This is a genomic window from Sporomusa rhizae, assembly GCF_041428845.1.
Classification (GTDB): Bacteria; Bacillota; Negativicutes; order Sporomusales; family Sporomusaceae; genus Sporomusa; species Sporomusa rhizae.
The window spans coordinates 3,697,099-3,717,640 of sequence record NZ_CP156925.1 but is presented as its reverse complement, the minus strand read 5'-3'; the positions used below and the strand labels follow the sequence as shown (position 1 = coordinate 3,717,640).

The following is a 20,542-nucleotide window of genomic DNA, read 5'->3' as shown; positions in this document are numbered from 1 at the left end:
AAGTTATTTGTTCTCAATAACTTCACCTCCCTTCAAATGCTTTTTATGTAAATCCAGATATTGATTGGACTTATACTAAATAGAGCTGGAAATAGTATTTTGGACAAGTAGTCTATAAAACAGGCATAATTATTTTGCGAAAAAAGGCAGGAAAAACATTTTTTGTACCTTTGAGTACTATAATTGTATTTTTGGTACTTGGGTAAATAAATGAAGCGTGAATTAACGCGCTCCATTTTATTTATTTTTTAATAGCAATATCTTTTATTTATTTTTGTCTAATAAACCATGGATAACTATATCAAGCATAGCTGCCACGGCATCTGAGTAGGTCATGTTATTTTCCGCAAGAAAGCGGTAGTTCATAAGATCATTCATGGTACTAACAATTATTTGCTGAACAACACTCCTATTTACACGACGGATAGTACCAGTCTCCATTCCCTGATGCAGGAGGTCAGCCAAGCGATCCATCCGTTCTTTCCGAAACTTGATTATTTTTTTCCATTCCTCCGGATACGTGAGGCGAAGGTCATCATACACACGATTATGAAATGGTTCAAAAACTTCGGGCGTAATCAAAAGTATGGCTTTTAACTTTTCAATAATCGGCAAACTTGAATTATAGATTTTTTCCTCCTGGGCACGTAAATCGTTCAGAACCATATCTAGAATAGTTCCAATAAGTTCCTCTTTGGACGAAAAGTTTTCATAAAGGGATGACTTACTGATACTTAGGCGTTTAGTAAGATCACTCATGGTAAACTTGAAGCCGCGTAAATTGATTTCTTCTACGGCAGCCATAATAATTCGATTTCGCAAAATATTCACCTCATTAAAGCTGTACCGTTGAATACAATTTTGGTACAGTTGTTACAATCCCATAATATGCTACATTTTTTTATATGTCAATGAAAATTATTAACGTGTTCCACCATATAAAGCAATATGTCCAATTTGGTGTTATAACCAAGATAGCGTGCCACTTAAAAATGGCACGCTATCTTTTGTCCTGTCGAAAAGTAAAACTTTCGCCAAGGCTCGGTATAAGCTTTGTTTTCTTTATAACGGAGAAGTAGTGATACAACTAAAAATATATATTGACCTGTCTATTGCTTTATACTTTAAACTCTCTACTATAGAAAACCGAGAGGGAGTGGATTTATGAGAAAGAGTTATCTTTGGATTCGATCGTTTTACTGGTTGGGAGCCATTTTGGATGTTCAAAGTGAGGTGTCTGCAGGTGCTCCTGATAAATCGAAACTTTAGTCTGCTTTGGTTTGGGCAGTTAGTGTCTCAACTAGGTGACAAGGCGTATAACATTGCCCTGATGTGGTGGTTATTTGAAAAGACTGGTTCACCACTTTTTGTTAGTTCCTTTTTGATCACATCAATGCTGCCTGAGTTGATTTTGAGCCCGGTGGCCGGGGTATATATTGACCGCTGGAATAAAAAGAAAATATTGGTTGCCGCTGATTTTGGTCGCGGAATTATTATCTTAACGCTTGCGGCTCTACATCAGGCGGATCTTTTGACAACATGGCATATTTATATTGCCGCTTTGTTTATATCGCTGTGTTCGGCGTTGTTTAACCCAACTACCATGTCAGTAATACCGGTTGTCGTGGAAAAAAGCCGTCTTCAACAGGCTAATGCATTGAGTCAAATGGTAGCTGGTGCGGTGGCAATAATTGGTCCGCTATTAGGAGCTTCCAGTGTAGCCATGTTGGGTTATATGGGAGTACTTATATTTAATGGCTGTTCCTATATCATATCGGGAATTGCCGAAAGTTTTCTGCGAATAACTGTAACAGAAAATACAACGAAAGAACCGGTATTTTTCAGCCTCATGCAAGGGGTTCGCTACATTCAGGGAGATGTGCGTGTGTCAACAGCTGTAATTTTAGTTGCAATCATTCATGTGTTTGTCGGCGGCCTGGTGGTAAGCTTGCCATTTCTGGCAAACTTATTGAAGGGAAACGGTCTTGAAAATTTGGGACTGTTGCAGGCTGCCTTCGGTGGGGGAATGATTGTCGGCGCAGTTTACATTTCTAAATATAGCAGTGATAAACTCAAAAGATCATACCTTTTTTATGCTATCGTATGTATGGGAACAGGGATATTAATGTTAGGGGTACTGCAGCTAAGCTACATCCACTCAGTAGTACTTTACGGACTAGATTGTGTACTAATAGGTGTCTGTGTAGCTGGTATAAGTGTATTCTGGCGAACATTGGCACAACTTTGTGTTCCTGAGGAAATGACCGGAAGGGTTTTTAGTGTATTGTCTGCTACCGGGAATATTTCTTTACCCATTTCGATGGGGTTAGCCGGTTTGTTATTAAACTTCGTAACTCCCGTGTTACTGCTTTCTTTGGCAGGAATTTTCCTTATTCTCATTGGAATAGGAATAGAATATTATAACCGAAGCATTTTCGATGACATTAGTATCACATAAGGAAGTTATAGTACAATTATTCTTACAAGAATTCTGTTTTAGCAGTATATCGGTTTCAATAAATGGGAGTGGAGAGTATGACGTTTACCATTGGCAAATTAGCTCATAAGTTTAATCTGTCTAGAAGTACGCTGCTCTATTATGATTCCATTGGATTACTATCTCCTGCTGGAAGAGGCAACAGTAATTACCGGATATACTCCGAATCTGATTGTAAACGACTAGAGCAAATTGCTATATATCGACAAGCGGGTTTGTCTTTGCAACAAATTAAAGAGATATTAGATAGTAAGAAATGTAATGCAGCTGTTAGTTTAGAAGCAAAAATTGACGAGATAAATGAGGAAATAAATACGCTTAGGCAGCAGCAGCATTTTATTATCGAGTTTTTACAGAATAGTAAACTTTTGCAACGGATAGGTATAATACCCAAGGATGATCTGGTAGAGCTGCTGCATTCCGCCGGAATAGATGAAACGGGGCAGTGGAAACTTCATAATCAATTTGAAAATAAGTTTCCAGAAAGACATGAGGCATTTTTACAACTGCTTGGATTAAAGTCTAGTCAAATAAGTAAAATTCGGGAGTGGGCACGTAGAGAACAAAAATGATATCAGGTTTATGACGACGAAACAATAGGGTATACCAAAATTTGTTTGGTGCGAATAGACAGCCGGCAGGCATGATTTGTTTTAAGCTAAAAATATGGTAAAATATCTATGACTCTAATGTTTATCGTTGATAACTTGGAGACTAGTTTAACGAAAGGAGCTGTTACTTTATGTTTAACAATAATATGTTGGAGATTGTAGCAAGGCGGGAGGTGCGTACAAAATAATTTAGTGTATAAACCTCCCGGAAGTTACGAATAAAACTTTTGGAGGATGAAATATTGACTACTACAGATATGAAAAATTTAGGACTTAGTGAAAGATTTGTTACTAAGTCTGGTTTATATACAGGTTTGTTTATTGGCAGGGTTATTTCCCAATACAAAGACTTATACAAGGTAGTAACCGAAAAAGGTGAGTTAACAGCGGAAATTTCCGGGAAGTTTCGCTTTGATGTAAGAAATTTGTCTGATTATCCAGCCGTAGGCGATTTTGTTATGATTGACCGAACCGATGACACGGGTGGAAATGCAATTATTCACCATGTCCTGACCAGGAAAAGTGCTTTTATTCGAAAGGCCGCGGGAACAGCGAATGAAGAACAGATCGTAGCGGCAAATATTGATACGGTTTTTATCTGCATGTCGCTAAATAACGATTTCAATCTGCGCAGAGTGGAACGTTATCTTGGAATTGCTTGGGATAGTGGGGCAATTCCGGTGATCGTCCTTACCAAATCTGACTTATGTGAGGGTCTTCCTCAAAAGTTATCAGAATTGGATGCTGTCGCCTGTGGTGTTGATGTACTTGTTACATCAAGTAAGAGTGAGGATGGGTATTTATCTGTCCAAACATATCTTGGCAGTGGCAAAACGATTGCATTTATTGGTTCTTCCGGTGTTGGGAAATCGACCTTAGTTAACAGGATTATTGGTAAAAATGCGCTAGAAACCCGGCAAATAGGTAAGAACGATAAAGGCAGGCATACTACCACCAGACGGGAGCTCATTATGATTCCTAGTGGTGGAGTTGTTATTGATACTCCGGGAATGAGGGAACTCGGCCTTGAGAGTGCAGACCTGTCAAAAACCTTCGCCGATATTGATGAACTGGCAACGAAGTGCAAGTTTTATGATTGTACTCATACGAATGAGCCGAACTGTGCAGTACAAAAAGCCATAAACGACGGCTTGCTGTCTGTAGACCGGCTTGCAAATTATGTAAAGCTGAAAAAAGAGGCTAAGTATGAGGGCTTGAATTCGAAGCAGATTGAAACGGAAAAATTTACTGCGATGTTCGCAGAAGTTGGCGGAATGAAAAATGCACGAAAGTTCATCAAAGAAAGAAATAAGAACAGACAGGGTTTTTGATCTGAAAATTAATATAATATAAGCAAAAGACTTTACGGAATTTCCGTAAAGTCTTTTGCTTATTACTGTTTGGTCAGTTCTTTTGGTACATTTGTGGGTGAGATGCTTTTATATTTCTTGAACATGCGGCTAAAATAGTTGCTGTCATTAAAGCCGACGGCTAAGGCAACTTCACTGATAGGCAAATGCTGTTCCTGCAATAATACCATGGCTGTGTTCACACGCAAATGATTAACATACGCAACTGGCGGCATGCCTGTAATGCTTTTGAATAGGCGGCATAAATGGTGAGGACTAAGGTTTGCCATAGCCGCAAGGCTTTGGAGCGTAATTTTTTGATCAAAATGCTCGTCGATGTATTGTAAAACCGGACGCAACTGATGGTGCTGCCGGTAGTTGATTTCATCAGTAACGGGTATGGTGTGATTCATAAGTAAAACAAGAATGCGGTAAAAAGCGGCCTTAATCCAGAGTTCGTAGCCCGGCCTTTTCTGTTCATATACTCTGAGTACCTCCTGGATTTGGCTAATCAATTCACTATCGTTTTCAATTTTGGATTTAAAACGGATACGGTTTAAGAGCAAAGGAGTGATATATTTTGTTTGGCAAATGTCATCCTTATGACTGCGTAAAAAGTTAACATCGAGAAGGATCCAGGATTCGATGAAATGATCGCAGCAGTTTTCTATATAATGCAGGTCATTGCAATTTATAACGGCTACGTCTCCCGCGCGAATAGGTGTAACCTCAGAGTTGCAGTGAATAAGAGCATTTCCTTTCTCTACGTAGAAGACCATCAATTCCTCGTGCCAATGCTTCTTCAAAATAGGTCCCGGCTCATGATACTCTTTATGAGCGATATTAATTGGGAAGTCACTTTTAATGTTTTGGTGGATCATTTGCCCATTGCCGGCAATAATCATAAAGCAATTCCCCCTTTTTAACAACAATATCAAAATTGTGCTAAATATTAATAATATTATTCATGCCATAATTCGAATTTTCTACTATAATTGGAACATACGGAACTTGCTGAATCAATATTATCCTAGTGAAAGCTGTTTTGTCAAATACTATGTAAGGAGTGAATATATGTTTCGTTCTGTAAAAAATGTTCCCTATCTTATCTGGTTAATAGCATGTGCCCATGCCGTTGCCGATTTGGCCGTAGGTGCTTTATTTGTAGCTTTGCCCTTTTTTAAAGTGAAGTTTGGTCTCAGCTATGCTGAATTAACAGCCATTGTATTATTGCAAAACTTGACATCCTCTGTTAGTCAGCCAATTTTTGGTTACTTAAGCGATCGGAAGTCAAGACCGTGGTGGATGCCTCTTGGTTGTATAGTTACCGGGGTGGTTATGCTGATTTCTTTGAAAGTAGAGACATATCCGATGGTTCTGTTGTGTACTGCCATTAGCGGCTTTGGTAGTGCTATTTTTCATCCGGAAGCAGCGAAAATAGTCAATTGGCTAAGTGGTAACGCGAAGGGCAAGGGAGCTAGTTTGTTTTCTGTTGGCGGTAACGTAGGCTTTGCACTTGGTTCCTTATTTCTCGGAACATTGTTATTAGGGAGTCCAGCCATTCTTTATATGTTTGCATTACCTAATATTGTAATTGGAGCTTTGTTATTTTCGGTAATTAAGCATTTTAACCGTTTACCGCAGCGTCAACAAAGTAGTTCTGTTAAAGCCAAAGTGTCCGTCGCAATGAGTCTGCCCTTGCTAGCACTGCTTGGAATGGTACTTTCCAGGGCAACGGTTAATTCCGGATTGAATACTTTTATACCGTTGTACTACACATCATTTTTGCATGGAAGTCCGGCCTACGCCGCTACATTACTAACCGTGTATTTAGCAGCTGGCGCGGTGGGAACTTTACTCGGCGGGCCGCTAAGTGATCGGTACGGCAGTAAGAAAGTTATGCTGTACTCGATTTTGCCTGTTGCTCCACTCTTGTATTTATTTAAAGCAATGGATGGCTCCGGGGCGTTTATCATCCTGTCACTTATTAGTATTCTGCTGGCTGCGACTTTTACCAGCAGTCTGGTAATGGCACAAAAAATGATGCCTGGCAACGTTGCCATGGCGTCGGGGCTAACATTAGGGTTCAGTATTGGGCTTGGGGCCATGGGAGTTCTGGGGCTTGGTCATGTTGCAGATGCTGTAGGGCTGCCCTGGGTATTTAATCTGTTGTCATTTTTGCCTATAGTGGGCTTTATACTGACCTTATTTGTTCAGGATCCTGTTGATCTGTCGGGAAAGCAACCTGTACCTGAAGCGTAAGCTAGGCTTAGTCAAGATCTTATTGGAGGATTTATGAATGAGTAACAAGTATAACAATATGACGCTGGAACAGTTAGCGGCAGAATTGGCGGAGCAAAAAGAACTATTGCTACCGCGTAACTGAGAATGAGCATGTCATAAGCTCTCTAGAAAAATTGCAAAACATAAATGAGATTGCCAGCAGTTTGTAACTGCTGGCAATCTGTCATTATTTAACCTTTGTAACGAGAGGTACTCTTTATCACATTGTAGTCGCTTTTTGCAAATAGCAATGTCTTTTTTTGTATAAATATAATTAATGATTTTTTACCAAAACTGCTTATAACAAATTTTAAAAGCAGAAAAAATGCGTAATTCTATACATGAAATACCCAGGAAAAGTAAATGAAAGAATGAATATATTTGCAAAATATGGCAATTTAGTCCCGGGGTTTGACTGATATCTGAGGGTTTCTCAGAGTAATTTCATTTTTTCGATAAAATGATCTAATTTGTGTTAAGGAGGAAGAGGGTTTCGTTTCTATCAAACCCCAAAAGAGGTATTTTGTATACCTCCCTACGCTATCCTACGAAAAAATACAAAAAATATTTGTATATTTAAAAGGTTTGTAAATTGATGTAAATGCTGGAGAAAGTTATAATTATAATAGTGTGTAAAATAACTTTGAGGAGGTAAAGGCTTGATTATTAGTAGTAGCTTGAAAACCAGGTTAATTGTATTATTTGTGTTATTTGCCTTTATTCCAGCTTGTGTCGGGGGTATTGTCGGTGGCTACATAAACTCTCAATCAATAAAAGCATCGACGATTGTGGCTAATCAGACTACTGCTGAACAAATTGGCGGTGAAATCACTCGGATGGTAGACGATGCGCGCATCTTTACCGAAACCTTGGCTGTCTCGCCTACAGCTAAAACCATGGACGCTGCAACTGTTAAAGAAATGATTGTGGCGGCACAACAGAAAAACTCTGTTTTTGAACTGATTTTTGTTATGGATACAACCGGAATGCAGATTGCCAGAACCTCTGGAAATTTAGCTAATCGTGGTGACAGACCTTATTTTAAGGAAGCTATGAAAGGCAATACCTTTTTTACTGATGCCTATATTTCAGGATTTACCAATGCTCCCTGTGTGACGATATCTGTTCCGATAAAAAATAATGCTGGCCAAATTGTCGGTGTTATCGCGGCCGATGTTAGCCTAAAAGCAATATGGGAAATTGTTGATAAAAACCACATTGGCAAAAGCGGCTACGTAGATATTGTTGATAATACGGGAACTGTATTAGCACATCCTGATAAAGAACGGGTTCTTAAAAAGGAATCATTTACTACATATGATTACGTGGCAAAAGTTATCGAAGGCAAATCTGGTGCTACGGAAACAATCTCTACCCGGGGTGATAAGACCCTGACTGTTTACTCCAGTATTGCTGCAAATAAATGGGGAGTTATTGTTCACGAGCCGATGAGTGAAGTGATGGCTGCAGTATTCCAATCGGCGCTGGCTACCGGTGTAATTACTTTATTGGCCGTGCTCATTGCGCTGGTTAGTGCTTATTATGTAGCTCGTAATACAGTGCGCCCGTTGGAAAAATTGATTTTTGCAGCCGAACAAGTTGCCCGGGGAGATATGACGCATAGGATTGATATCCATGGTGTAACCGAAATAAATAAACTTACAGATGCTTTTAATACTATGATTACAGCACTTGGTACGCTTGTTAAAAAAACCTCAGCCACTGCGCAAACGGTAACTGCTGCCTCCGAAGAGTTGGCGGCTTCTTCAGGGGAAGTTGGTAAAGCCGCAGAAGAAGTGGCCATTACCATCCAAAACGTAGCAGAAGGCGCTAATAAACAAGTAAACCTGGCTGACAATTCAGCCCAGACCATTAAACAAATGGTGGAAGCTATTGCCAATACCAGTAAAGCGGCTCACGCCGTAGCGGCAGCTTCCGAGCAAAGTGAAAAAGCAGCAGAGAATGGCTCAGAGCAAATTGGTATGGCTGTTGTTAAAATGAATCAGATTCAGCAGGATGTTAGCCAGGCTACCAGCAAAATTCACGCACTAGGGGATAAATCGCGCCAGATCGGCCAAATTGTTGATGTTATTACGGGAATTGCCGGTCAAACCAACCTCTTAGCGCTTAATGCAGCGATTGAGGCCGCCCGGGCCGGTGAACAAGGACGTGGTTTTGCCGTAGTTGCTGACGAAGTCCGCAAACTAGCAGAACAGTCCGAGGCAGCGGCGCGTGAGATCGCTACTATCATCCAGGCGATTCAAAATGAAACCGTGGAAACAGTCAGCGCCATTGACAAAGGCGGCCGTGAAGTTGCGGTAGGTGTACAAGTAGTTGAAAGCTCAGGGGCTGCATTTAAAGAAATTTACGACGCTGTCAAGAATGTACGGGAAGAAGTAATACGGATAGTGTCTTTGACTGATGAACAGCAGCGGCGCAGTGTTCAAGTGGAAGAAGCTGTTCATGGTATTGCCGATGCAGCTCGCCTGAATGCTGCCAGCTCCGAACAAGTAGCAGCCGCCAGTCAGGAACAAAACGCCAGTGTCCAGGAAATTGCTGCTGCCTCTGCCGGCTTAGCGCAGATGGCAACAGAACTTCAGCAGGCAGTGTTAAAATTTAGGATGTAATACGGAAGTACTTATACATGAAATCCCTAACTGACTGTTCCAGTTAGGGATTTTTTGCATAAAATGACCTTAGAGGGCAAAATATTTACAAAAAAATATCATTAACAACCGGTTCTTGCTTTTGGAAAGTCCAGGAATGTTGTATAATGTAATGATATAGAGTGGACAACCTAAGGAGGATTTGCATGAATACCGAAATGGAAGCTGTTGATAAAGAAGTTGCGGCTAATCCGAATATGCCGTCTAATTTTATTGAAAACATTATCAACGAAGATATAAAGACAGAGAAATACGGGAAAAGAGTACACACCCGTTTTCCGCCTGAACCAAACGGATACCTACATATCGGCCACGCTAAGTCAATCTGTCTGAATTTTGGTTTAGCGCTTAAATATGGCGGTAAATGCAATTTGCGGTTTGATGATACCAACCCGACCAAAGAAGACGTTGAATATGTTGATTCTATTCAAGAAGATATAAAATGGCTGGGGTTTGATTGGGAAGACCGTAAGTTTTACGCTTCCGATTATTTTGAGAAGATTTATGAAGTGACAATAGAGCTTATAAAAAAAGGTAAGGCCTATGTCTGTGATTTGTCGGCGGAAGAAATGCGGCAATACAGGGGTACTCTTACGGAACCGGGCAAAGAAAGTCCCTATCGCAACCGGAGTGTGGAAGAAAATCTCGATTTATTCGAAAAAATGCGTGCCGGAGAATTTGCTGAAGGCAGCAGAGTTCTTCGCGCTAAAATTGATATGGCTTCCCCGAACATCAATATGCGCGACCCCGTTTTATACCGAATAATACGCATCAAGCATCATCGCACCGGTGATGAGTGGTGTATTTATCCTATGTATGACTATGCTCATCCTATCTCAGATTCGCTGGAAGGTGTAACCCATTCCATTTGTACGCTGGAATTTGAAGACCATCGTCCGTTATATGATTGGACTTTAGCGTCACTGGGAATTTATCAAAGCCAGCAAATTGAGTTTGCCCGTTTGAATTTGACCAATACTATAATGAGTAAGCGGTATTTACGCCGTCTAGTCGAAGAAGGTTATGTAAGTGGTTGGGATGACCCCAGAATGCCGACCATTTCCGGATTAAGACGGCGGGGATATACGCCGGAGTCAATTCGGGATTTCTGTGACAGAATCGGTGTTGCTAAGAGCAACAGTACGGTAGATGTAGCTTTGCTTGAACACTGTATCAGGGAAGACCTCAACACCAAAGTCGCACGGGTTATGGCTGTACTGAAGCCGCTCAAGCTGGTTATTGATAATTACCCGGAGGGACAAGTAGAGGAATTAGTGGCAGAGAACAATCCGGAGAACCCCGAGATGGGTTCGCGTACAATTCCTTTTTCCCGGGAAATATACATAGAGCAAGATGACTTTATGGAGAATCCGCCCAAAAAATATTTCCGCCTTACACCAGGCGCCGAAGTTCGTCTTAAAAATGCCTATCTGGTAAAATGTGAACAGGTTGTTAAAGATGAGCAGACCGGTGAGATTCTCGAAGTACATTGTACTTATGATCCGGATACTAAAAGCGGCAGCGGTACTGTAAGCCGTAAAGTTAAAGGTGTACTGCATTGGGTGTCTGCCGCACATGCTGTAAAAGCAGAAGTTCGCTTGTATGATTATCTGATGAAGACTGAGGAGCAAAAGGAAGAAGAAAAAGAATCAAGGGATTTCATTGATTCTTTAAACCCTAATTCTATAGAAGTGCTGAAAAATTGTTTAGTTGAACCAAGCATTAAAACTGCTCAAGCGGGAAGCAGGTTCCAGTTCTTAAGGAACGGGTATTTTGTAATGGATCGTGATTCAACGGCCGACATGCTGGTGTTTAACCGTATTGTATCTCTTAAAGATTCCTGGGCTAAGATGGAAAAGAAATAGCAGCTGAAAAGACTTTTGCCGTAAGGCAAAAGTCTTTCTGACTATACTTTTCGTAAATGCCATTTTACTATCTTAGAAGGTAAAAGCGGGGTATTATCACGTGCTGGTTTTTATAAAGTTTCTATATATAAGTTTTTTATTGCCGCCGGGATTGTTTATTGCCGCGTTGGCTTATGTAAGCTACTGGCTGTACCGGCGAAACCAGCGGGGAGTAGTTCCTTTAGTGCTAATTACCGCAATTTTGTATCTTATTTCCACGCCCTTGGTGGGAGATGCTTTAATGCGGTCGTTGGAAAGCAGGTATACTCCACCTGCTGAAGTGCAGGGGGATGCTATAGTCACTCTGGGTGGCGGGGCAACTGCCGATACACCAAATGTTCATGGCAAAGGGCATTTGATGGGATTTGCCGCCAATCGTGTACTGACGGCAGCTCAGTTGTATCATATCACTGGCGCGCCAATTATTATTTCCGGCGGCCAAGTTTTTGCCAACACCGGCAAGGAAGCCGAAATTGCCCGGCATATTTTACTTGGTTTGGGCATCCCTGATGATAAAATTATCGTAGAAGGGCAAAGCTTGAATACGACCGATAATGCTAAGTTTTCTAAGCAAATTATTGATGAACGGGGCTTTACTAACCCGATTTTGGTAACTTCAGCCTTTCATATGGATCGGTCGGTACAACAATTTGCCAAGTTTAATATCAGCGTTACACCCTATCCTACCGATTACCAAACAAATACGAGCTTTTTGTTTGAATGGCACCTATTATGGCCGCGAGCCGATGCTTTCTATAATACTCAGCTGGCAGTCAAGGAATATCTTGGACTTGCCGCTATACGCTGGTTTTAATATTGAAAAATACCTGTCGGGATCATTATGAGGGGGAGTAGGATTTTGAATATTTTACTTATTGGCGGCGGTGGACGCGAACATGCCCTGACCTGGAAATTGGCGCAAAGCCCCCGGGTAAAAAAGCTATACTGTGCGCCAGGTAATCCTGGGATTGCAGCAATAGCCGAATGTGTAGATATTGATGTAACTGACAATGAAGCGTTAGGGAAATTTGCCCTTGAGCACTCCATTGGTCTAACCGTAGTCGGTCCGGAATTGCCGTTAACCAATGGTCTTGTCGATCATTTTGCCGGTTTAGGTTTAAAAGTTTTTGGTCCTTCCCAAAAAGCGGCACAATTGGAAGGATCTAAAGCCTTTGCCAAAGAAATAATGCATAAATACAATATTCCCACTGCTGCTTCTGCTGCTTTTACCAACGCCGACAGCGCTATCGCCTATATAAAGAAACAAGGTGCGCCTATTGTAGTTAAAGCCGATGGCTTGGCGGCAGGAAAAGGCGTAGTTGTAGCCATGACAGTTAAAGAAGCGGTTGACGCAGTAAACATGATGATGTGTGATAAAGCGTTCGGTCAGGCAGGAAGCCTGGTAGTTATCGAAGAATATTTAGAGGGCGAAGAGGCCTCGCTGCTGGCATTTACTGATGGCTTTATCGTAGCGCCCATGGTAGCCGCCCAAGATCATAAGCGGATATTTGACAACGATCAGGGCCCCAACACCGGCGGTATGGGGACCTATGCTCCGGCGCCGGTTGTTACTTCTGAAATCCGTGACCAGGTAAGGCGCGAAGTATTACAGCCGGTAGTTGATGCTATGCGCCAAGAAGGCATTATCTATAAAGGCTGCCTGTATGCCGGGCTGATGATCACTGCCAAGGGCCCCAAAGTTATCGAGTTCAATGCCAGATTCGGCGACCCGGAAACCCAGGTTGTACTGCCACTTTTAGATAGTGATCTGGTGGATATAATGGAAGCTTGCGTGGATGGTAGATTAGCTGATGCCAATATAGTTTGGAAACAGCAGGCTGCTGTTTGTGTAGTACTGGCTGCCGGCGGTTATCCTGGCAGCTACAACAAAGGCGACGTCATTTCCGGAATCGGCCAGGCGGAAGCCCAAGGCGTTATGGTTTTCCATGCCGGAACAGGTACCAAAAACGGCCAGTTAGTTACAAATGGCGGCAGGGTGCTTGGCGTAACCGCCGTAGCTCAAGATATTAAAACTGCGGTAGATAAGGTATACCAAGCAGTACCAAAAATAGAATTTGCCGGCAGACAATACCGGACAGATATTGCGCACCGGGCTTTTAATCGAAAGTAAGCGATAGCCGTAGCAAAGGGAGTGCCTACTTTGGATGCAGGTTTAACAGTTGTTAATCTACTTGTTATCGTAGCTTCAGTTATTGGAATCGGTATGACCGTTATTGGTCTGCCTGGAAATTGGCTGATCTTTTTTACTGCTCTTGGTTATGGATATTTAGATAACTTTAGTCATATGAGTAGTATGGTACTCATCATCCTGTTTGCTGCTCTGGTGATCGGAGAAATCGTTGAATTTATAGCGGGTTCGCTCGGAGCGAAGAAAGAAAACGCGTCCCGTTCAGCTATCATAGCCGCTTTTATCGGCGGAATTGCCGGTGGGATTATTGGTACGGGAATTATGCCGGGGCTTGGCTCTATTGCCGGAGCTATCGGCGGGTCTTTTACTGCCGGTTACTTAGCGGAGTATTGGGCCACAGGCAGCTCAGAAAAAGCAGGACGTGTTGCCAAAAGTATTGTTATTGGCCAAACTTTGGCTATGATTTTTAAGTTAGCAATGGCCATAGGGATGGTGGTTTTTGTGATCTCCAGACTAACGTGGCAGGTCTAGAACAGGAGGAAACATATGAAACGCCGGCAAATACTCGATGCTGCCTATACTGTTTTTTCCCGTAAGGGGTATCACCGCGCCACAGTTGATGAAATTATTGCATTGGCCGATACCGGTAAAGGCACAGTATACAACTATTTTGTTAATAAGGAACAGCTATTTTACACACTTATTAAAGAACGCAGCGCTAAATTTGAAAGTGAACTTAACGATATTGCCGGGCTGTCTGAACCTTCTTTAGATAAAGTGCAGAAAGCAATCAAGGTTTTTTTGGATTTTTATGTGGAAAACGCAGATTTGTGGCGGGTGCTTATGCATGAGATGCGCGGTCTTGGACATGAAGAACCATCAAGCTTCACCGAGGCGCAGCGGGAAAAGTACCGGGAAAGATTTCGAAAAACCATTGGCGTGCTGGAACGGATTTTAGAAGAAGGTATTGAGCAGGGGACTATTAGACCCTGTAACGCACACAAAGCGGCTCACGGCCTGTTCAGCGTAATTGTCATGATGGTATTCCAGGGGTTTGTTGGCCCCAATATGGAGTCTATTGAAAAGGCAGCTCATGGCATTGCCGACACTTTTCTCTACGGTATTGTTGCCCGATAACGTGAAAAAAGGCTTGCGCCTACTGGTGCAAGCCTTTCGTTACTAACCTTAGAGAGGGATGGCTTTTTGGATATAATAATTATATTTTTTCTTTTCTTTGCCTCGTTGCTTTTCAGCATTTATCATAGTATATCAATACTCTACCCTTTACTTTTCGGGCTTAGCTGCTTTACACTTATATCCCTTCGTAGAGGCTATACCTTAACCGATTTATTGAAGATGATGGGAGACGACTCAAAAAAGTCGTTGATTGTAATTAAGATTTTTGTATTAATCGGGATAATAACGGCGGCTTGGCGGGCTTGCGGCACGATTCCCTTTATCGTGTATTACGGCATAATGTTTATGAGTGCCAAGTACTTTATAGTATCGGCGTTCCTATTGTCCTGTCTGGTGTCCTTTTTGCTTGGCACTTCTTTCGGAACCGTTGGGACAATTGGGGTAGTGCTGATAGTTTTGGCGAAGAGCGGTAACGTTGATATAAATATGGCTGCCGGTGCAATCATTGCCGGGGCTTATTTTGGCGACAGATGTTCGCCTATGTCTTCAAGCGCCAACCTTGTAGCCGCTTTGACTAACACCAAGCTGTATATCAATATTGCAAACATGAATAAGACGGCAAGCATTCCCTTTGCCCTTTCCATCTTGGGGTATGTATATTTGTCTTATACCAATCCGTTGGCTTTTTACAATAATCAAATTGTAGATGAAATAATAAATTCTTTTGATATAAGCCTGATTGTGTTGTTGCCGGCGCTCATTATACTAGTGTTTGCTGCTTTCCGGGTAGATGTGAAGCTATCAATGGGTGTCAGTATTTTATTAAGTGTATTGATTGCTCTTTTTGTTCAACACATACCGTTTCTTAAATTAATGAATTATATTGCCACAGGATACCGTATGGAAAATGGGGGCTTCTTTGCCGATATAATTCGGGGTGGCGGGTTGTATTCTATGCTGAACGTTTCCCTCATTGTGCTGATTTCTTCAGCCTATGCCGGTATCTTTCAAGGGACTGGTTTACTGAGTGACATTGAAGTTTTTTTTGAAAAAATCAGCACGAAAACCAGTGTATATCTCACGGCTGTATTGTCAAGCATAGCCACAGCCGCATTTGCCTGCAACCAAACACTGGCCGTAATGCTTAGCCATCAAATTACCCATAAACTTTATGAAAGAAATCAATTAAGCAATTACCGGTTAGCAGTTGATCTGGAGAATACGGTAATAGTAATCTCTGCACTGATTCCGTGGAATATTGCCGGCGCTGTCCCTGCGGTAATGCTATCGGCAGATGCCGGATTCATCATTTATGCTTTTTATCTATTCTTAGTACCGCTGACTAATTTAGTTGTACGAACAAAGATATAGATATATTTTTGAGGAATCGCAACCAGTAAAATAGGTCATTGATATATTCAAAATGATGTTGTATGATTAAATAAAAAAATTTTGGAGGAGCCTGTCACCAGGCTCTTTTATTGTCTAAATGAGTCTGGAAGAAGACTCTTTTTTATTTGCGTGCTTTCTTAGGTGGTTTCGGCGGGCCGGAATGAGAATTTTCATTCTCTATATATACTATTTATATGAAATAAGTAAAGTAAATGAATACAAATTAATTAAAGTATGGTAAAATTAGGAAAAAGAATATAAAGATAAATGCACCAAAAAAAATATATCGCGGAGGTATGAATATTTTTGGTTTTTGAAAAATATAATTTGTTTTGAAGTTCCGATAGGATATAGATATGTTTTTAAATCATAAGTAAGGCAATCGCCGAATTCCAATCTCATGGAAGCGGGGGACCCATTTTCGGGGTGAATCCTGTAGAACAGGTAGGGCAAATTTCTTTCTGCCCGAATCCGTCAGCTAACCTCGTAGGCGTTGAAAGAGAAGGATGTGTTGTCCTGCCAATCATTAAAGGCCATTTACGAGTCTTTAAACATTCCTTCTCGGAAGCTGATTTTGTAAAGCTACTGCGTCATGCAGGATGAGGTAGTAAAAAAACAAACTACAGTTTTAAGGAGGAATTTTGAGTGGAGAAAATTAGAATTGGCATTTTTGGGTTTGGGAAGACGGGAAAAATTATTGCTAACGAATTCCTGCATGATAATCTATTCACGCTGGAGTGGGTAGTGCGTAAAGGCTATGAGGATCACCGGAAATATGCCAGCCGCCTATTAGGTCATGAATGTGACGCAGGGGAGATTTTTTCTATTGGGGACATTGACGATAATTTTTTTGACACAAGACCAATCGATGCTCTCATAGATTTTTCAGGGCTTACCGGGCTTTACTTATACGAAAAGGCTGCGTCAGCCGGGATTCCTATTATCTCTGCGATTTCCCAATATGAGAAAGAGGAACTGGACTTATTACAGTCTTTTGCTGAGTCTGCGCCGGTGCTTTATTCTCCCAACATTACATTAGGGATTAATGTTTTGCTGGTAGCCGCTCAAATTTTACAAAAAATAGCTCCTCATGCGGATATCGAGATTGTTGAGGAACATTTTAAAGGCAAAAAAGAAGTTTCAGGAACCGCCAAAAAAATAGCAAAAGCACTTAATCTCAATGTTAAAGAACACCTACATTCAATTCGTGTTGGCGGAATCGTTGGCAGGCACGAAATCATCTTTGGGATGCCAAATCAGACAATCCGCTTGCTCCATGAAAGTATCAGCAGGGCCGCCTTTGGGCAGGGGGCAATTTTTGCCGCCAAATTTTTATTAGGTCAACCCCCTGGGTTATATACCATGGAAACAGTAATTGCGGATATGTTTAGAAAAAACATTCCGGTTTACTAACCCTTTATGATAACAGTTTTTTAATAAATCACACCCACCCGTTATACGGGTGGGTGTGATTTATTATGCTTCTTCCTTAATAACCAGTAAGACCCCGGATAAGATTAGCAAGGCGCCGATCCAAAAGGTCAAGCCAACTTGCTCCCCTAAGAAAAGCCAACCTAGCAGGGTGCCAACCACCGGTTGAAAGAAAAAGTAAAGTCCGGCGCTTGTCGCGGTAACTATTTGCAGCCCTTTGTTCCAAAGAAAGAACGCACCTGCAGTGGAGACGGTACCAATATATAGTACTCCTCCCCACACTTTGGGCTGAGTAAGAACTTGAAGATCGCTTGTTGTTATTTCGGTGACAGCAAATGGTGTAATTACTACCGTTGCAACCAATATTGCGTATGTCGTAATTACAAGTTGTGAGTAATCGTTAGGCACTCGTTTTATGAGTACAGACATTAGCGCCCAAGTAAGTGCGGCTATTGCCAATATGCCGCCGCCAAGCCGGGATGAATCGCCTAGATCACCAATGCCAACAATCATTAGAACACCTGTAGTTGCCAAACACACTGATAATGCTTTTTTAAAAGTGATTTGTTCTCCTAATAAAATACGGGCAAATATAGCCATAAACGCAGGCGTTGCCGAAGTAATTACTGCGCCCATCTGAGCCGAGGAGAGCTGTGTACCGAGAAATTGCATCCAGATTGAAATTGAGTAGCCAATTATTCCGATGGCTATAATCAGTGGAAGGTCTTTTTTTCGGATTTGCCACGACTGGCGGGTAATAAGGCCCAATATACTCAGTGTTAGCAGGGCCACAAAATAGCGCAGCCAAACTAGCTCAATTGGAGATATAACTGCAAGCACAACTTTGCTCACTACATACATACCACCCCAGATGCTTGCGGCTAGGGTCAGGTATATTTGTCCGGCATAATTCTTTATCATTAACAATCCCTCCGTCTTTTAGTCGGTTATGATTTACAGACGGAAGGCCTATGCTCAAGCAATCCTTCCGTCTTAGGAATGGATTGCTACCGGAGTATCATTTTCAAAAAGAGGCTTAAAAAGCATCCGTAATCCTCCTTTCAACGGAAAGCGTTTTTGTCTTCAGTCACATTGTATCATAAGCATGGTAACCATACTATTATTAAAAATATAAGTACTTTTTTTGTGAGAAGCAACGTAGCATTAAAGTATAACAGTCTGCACAAATTCCGGCTTTTTTCATAAATTATATTGATGGTAACAAAAACAGGCTTTATTTTACATAACGGAATTTACAAAGTGAAAATCATAAGTTATCGGTCGCAGGAGGGATTAGCAATGTACTGTACTCAATGCGGTCAGCCGGTAGCTGAAGCAAGCAAATTTTGTTGTCAATGCGGTACCAAAGTTGCTCTTGCAAGCACTCCTGGGGACAAAACTTTGGCCAGCAGTAAAGAGGACATCCTGACGGCTGTTGCCGGAGCATTGATGCAAAATGATCATCTAACCCTGACTTACAGACAGAAAACAGATATTGGAATTTATAGCACACTGGCTGACGTCAATTGGACGGTGGGAAAAAAGAAAATCGAGTATTTTGCCAGTATATTAGCGGAAGAAAATTCTCAAACGATTGTTCTTTGGGAAATGATTAAGGAAACCAGTTGCGGATTCGACCCTGTTTTTTCATTTACTACGGAGAAATTTTATAGTGATGGCAAGACTACGTCCGGAAAAATAACCGAATGCGGGACTGGCTTAGACGAAAAAGTCATTGATTATCAATGGGATTATTCTCAGATAAGCCTTCAGATTCAACATATTACCCTAGCGAAGGGATGGCGTTTTAAAAAGGTTATAAACCAGGGAAATGCTTCTTATTAAGAACTAAAATAAAACAGGCTTGCTCCTTTTCTAAAGAAAGGTGCAAGCCTGTTGCATTACAAGCTTGCTTGTTTAACCAAGGCTCTAAACAATGCCAACATGGCAGGGTATTTTTTTGCTATCATTTCGGGATGCCACTGTACGCCTAGCACAAAATGGTCGCCAGCAAGTTCAATGGCTTCGATAACCCCATCTTTAGAATAAGCTGTGATATTAAAGCCAGGAGCGGCAGTTTTCAACGCTTGATGATGAAAACTGTTAACGAGGATGTTGTCCTCGCCAATGATGGATGCCAAGGTGGATGCTGGCTTAATAGTCACAGTATGCCACAAGGCGTCTCTTTGGGTAACCTCCTGAAAGTGTTTAATGCTTGTCCCTTCAATTTGGGATATATCTTGATATAGTGTCCCGCCATAGGCAACGTTGATAATTTGTACACCGCGGCAAATGCCCAGGATAGGTTTTTTTAATTGGGCAGCTGCCTTGACTACTAACAATTCGTATTCATCCCGGACATGATTTACACAGCCCAACTTTTCCAGAGGCTCTTCTCCGTATAATTGCGGATCAACGTCAGGCCCGCCTGACATGATTAAGCCGTCAACTGCTGCAACTTGTTCGCTGATAAGAGCTGGATTTGCTACAGGTGGTAATAAAATTGGTATCCCTTCGGCTTTCGTGACGGCGTCGATGTAATCGGTATTGGCAAATGCTCTTATCATACCGGGAAGTACTGTGCCCTCAGCCAATAATGTGTTGCAAGTAATTCCAATAACTGGTTTGCGCAATATATCCATCTCCCAACGATTTTACGAATAGGGCAGGCATAAGGATGAGCAGATTGAATGCGCACCTTTATACCAATCTATTATTATTAAGTTATCGATAATAATGCAAAATTCCTTCCATATAAGAGAAAAAAGGCATGAAACTCATTTTGACAGTATTAGGCTGACCCAAAACAGATAAAAGAGGGTTTTATAAGGGAAGTTTTGAAAGATAATACCCTAATATGACTAATTGGTTATCATCAGGTTACCAATAGGTTAACCTATTGGTAACCTGATGAGTGGGATAAGTTACTGATAACTGTATTTTTTTAGTCTAATTGTGTATGTAGTGAATGTACAAATTACTTTAAAAAATGTTCATAAATAGATGTATGGCAAAAAAAATGCTGCAAAATTGTTCTGTTTGTAGTAGGATTAATCACAGATGTTGATAATTATTAAAATAAACATATGGGTCATACATGATTGTATTTGTCTCCACCCTCAG

The 20,542-nt window shown here is 41.4% G+C and carries 17 protein-coding genes and 1 riboswitch; of the genes, 13 read left to right on the top strand and 4 right to left on the bottom strand.

Going from position 1 to position 20,542, the window contains the following annotated elements:
* Positions 1-264: 264 nt before the first annotated feature.
* Positions 265-831 carry a TetR/AcrR family transcriptional regulator gene (locus tag SRRS_RS17585; protein WP_371362358.1) on the bottom strand — a complete coding sequence of 189 codons (567 nt, stop codon included), beginning with the start codon at positions 829-831 and terminating at the stop codon, positions 265-267.
* Positions 832-1,219: 388 nt separating this feature from the next.
* On the opposite strand from SRRS_RS17585, the gene SRRS_RS17580 reads away from it, so the two are divergent.
* The 3 genes from SRRS_RS17580 (at position 1,220) to rsgA (ending at position 4,439) form a co-directional block, all read left to right on the top strand.
* Positions 1,220-2,458 carry an MFS transporter gene (locus tag SRRS_RS17580; RefSeq protein ID WP_371362357.1) on the top strand — a complete coding sequence of 413 codons (1,239 nt, stop codon included), beginning with the start codon at positions 1,220-1,222 and terminating at the stop codon, positions 2,456-2,458.
* A gap of 77 nt (positions 2,459-2,535) precedes the next feature.
* Entirely contained in the window at positions 2,536-3,069 is a 534-nt protein-coding gene (locus SRRS_RS17575) for a MerR family transcriptional regulator (RefSeq protein ID WP_371362355.1), read from the top strand.
* A 281-nt stretch (positions 3,070-3,350) separates the two neighbouring features.
* A complete protein-coding gene (rsgA, locus tag SRRS_RS17570) occupies positions 3,351-4,439 on the top strand; it encodes a ribosome small subunit-dependent GTPase A (protein WP_371362353.1) in 1,089 nt (362 codons plus the stop codon).
* A 62-nt stretch (positions 4,440-4,501) separates the two neighbouring features.
* Here rsgA and SRRS_RS17565 read toward each other — a convergent pair whose 3' ends face one another.
* A complete protein-coding gene (locus SRRS_RS17565; RefSeq protein WP_371362351.1) occupies positions 4,502-5,362 on the bottom strand; it encodes a helix-turn-helix domain-containing protein in 861 nt (286 codons plus the stop codon).
* Between the two features lie 169 nt (positions 5,363-5,531).
* Between SRRS_RS17565 and SRRS_RS17560 the strand changes: the two genes are divergently transcribed.
* The 9 genes from SRRS_RS17560 to SRRS_RS17520 all read left to right on the top strand — a co-directional run bounded on the left by SRRS_RS17560 (position 5,532) and on the right by SRRS_RS17520 (position 17,401).
* A complete protein-coding gene (locus SRRS_RS17560; RefSeq protein ID WP_371362350.1) occupies positions 5,532-6,719 on the top strand; it encodes an MFS transporter in 1,188 nt (395 codons plus the stop codon).
* A gap of 680 nt (positions 6,720-7,399) precedes the next feature.
* Complete coding sequence (locus tag SRRS_RS17555) at positions 7,400-9,367, top strand: methyl-accepting chemotaxis protein (protein WP_371362348.1); 1,968 nt, start codon at positions 7,400-7,402, stop codon at positions 9,365-9,367.
* A 185-nt stretch (positions 9,368-9,552) separates the two neighbouring features.
* Positions 9,553-11,271 (top strand): glutamine--tRNA ligase/YqeY domain fusion protein, encoded by a 1,719-nt coding sequence (locus SRRS_RS17550; protein ID WP_371362347.1) that lies wholly within the window; start codon positions 9,553-9,555, stop codon positions 11,269-11,271.
* Positions 11,272-11,371: 100 nt separating this feature from the next.
* The gene (locus tag SRRS_RS17545; RefSeq protein ID WP_371362346.1) at positions 11,372-12,124 is read left to right on the top strand and encodes a YdcF family protein; all 753 of its coding nucleotides are present in this window, start codon (positions 11,372-11,374) and stop codon (positions 12,122-12,124) included.
* Between the two features lie 45 nt (positions 12,125-12,169).
* Positions 12,170-13,441 (top strand): phosphoribosylamine--glycine ligase, encoded by a 1,272-nt coding sequence (purD, locus tag SRRS_RS17540; protein WP_371362345.1) that lies wholly within the window; start codon positions 12,170-12,172, stop codon positions 13,439-13,441.
* A gap of 30 nt (positions 13,442-13,471) precedes the next feature.
* Positions 13,472-13,990 (top strand): DUF456 domain-containing protein, encoded by a 519-nt coding sequence (locus SRRS_RS17535; RefSeq protein WP_371362344.1) that lies wholly within the window; start codon positions 13,472-13,474, stop codon positions 13,988-13,990.
* Between the two features lie 15 nt (positions 13,991-14,005).
* The gene (locus SRRS_RS17530; protein ID WP_371362343.1) at positions 14,006-14,596 is read left to right on the top strand and encodes a TetR/AcrR family transcriptional regulator; all 591 of its coding nucleotides are present in this window, start codon (positions 14,006-14,008) and stop codon (positions 14,594-14,596) included.
* A 219-nt stretch (positions 14,597-14,815) separates the two neighbouring features.
* Positions 14,816-15,967, top strand: a complete 1,152-nt coding sequence (locus SRRS_RS17525) for a Na+/H+ antiporter NhaC family protein (RefSeq protein WP_371362342.1) — start codon at positions 14,816-14,818, stop codon at positions 15,965-15,967.
* A 394-nt stretch (positions 15,968-16,361) separates the two neighbouring features.
* Positions 16,362-16,497: riboswitch (cyclic di-AMP (ydaO/yuaA leader) on the top strand.
* Positions 16,498-16,633: 136 nt separating this feature from the next.
* Positions 16,634-17,401: a 4-hydroxy-tetrahydrodipicolinate reductase gene (locus SRRS_RS17520; protein ID WP_371362340.1), complete on the top strand. Its 768-nt coding sequence runs from the start codon at positions 16,634-16,636 to the stop codon at positions 17,399-17,401.
* Positions 17,402-17,464: 63 nt separating this feature from the next.
* On the opposite strand, the gene SRRS_RS17515 is transcribed toward SRRS_RS17520, so the two are convergent.
* Entirely contained in the window at positions 17,465-18,340 is an 876-nt protein-coding gene (locus SRRS_RS17515) for a DMT family transporter (RefSeq protein ID WP_371362339.1), read from the bottom strand.
* A 378-nt stretch (positions 18,341-18,718) separates the two neighbouring features.
* On the opposite strand from SRRS_RS17515, the gene SRRS_RS17510 reads away from it, so the two are divergent.
* Complete coding sequence (locus tag SRRS_RS17510; protein ID WP_371362337.1) at positions 18,719-19,264, top strand: hypothetical protein; 546 nt, start codon at positions 18,719-18,721, stop codon at positions 19,262-19,264.
* Positions 19,265-19,320: 56 nt separating this feature from the next.
* Here the strand turns inward: SRRS_RS17510 and SRRS_RS17505 are convergent, their stop codons facing one another.
* The gene (locus tag SRRS_RS17505) at positions 19,321-20,052 is read right to left on the bottom strand and encodes a gamma-glutamyl-gamma-aminobutyrate hydrolase family protein (RefSeq protein ID WP_371362336.1); all 732 of its coding nucleotides are present in this window, start codon (positions 20,050-20,052) and stop codon (positions 19,321-19,323) included.
* Positions 20,053-20,542: the final 490 nt, after the last annotated feature.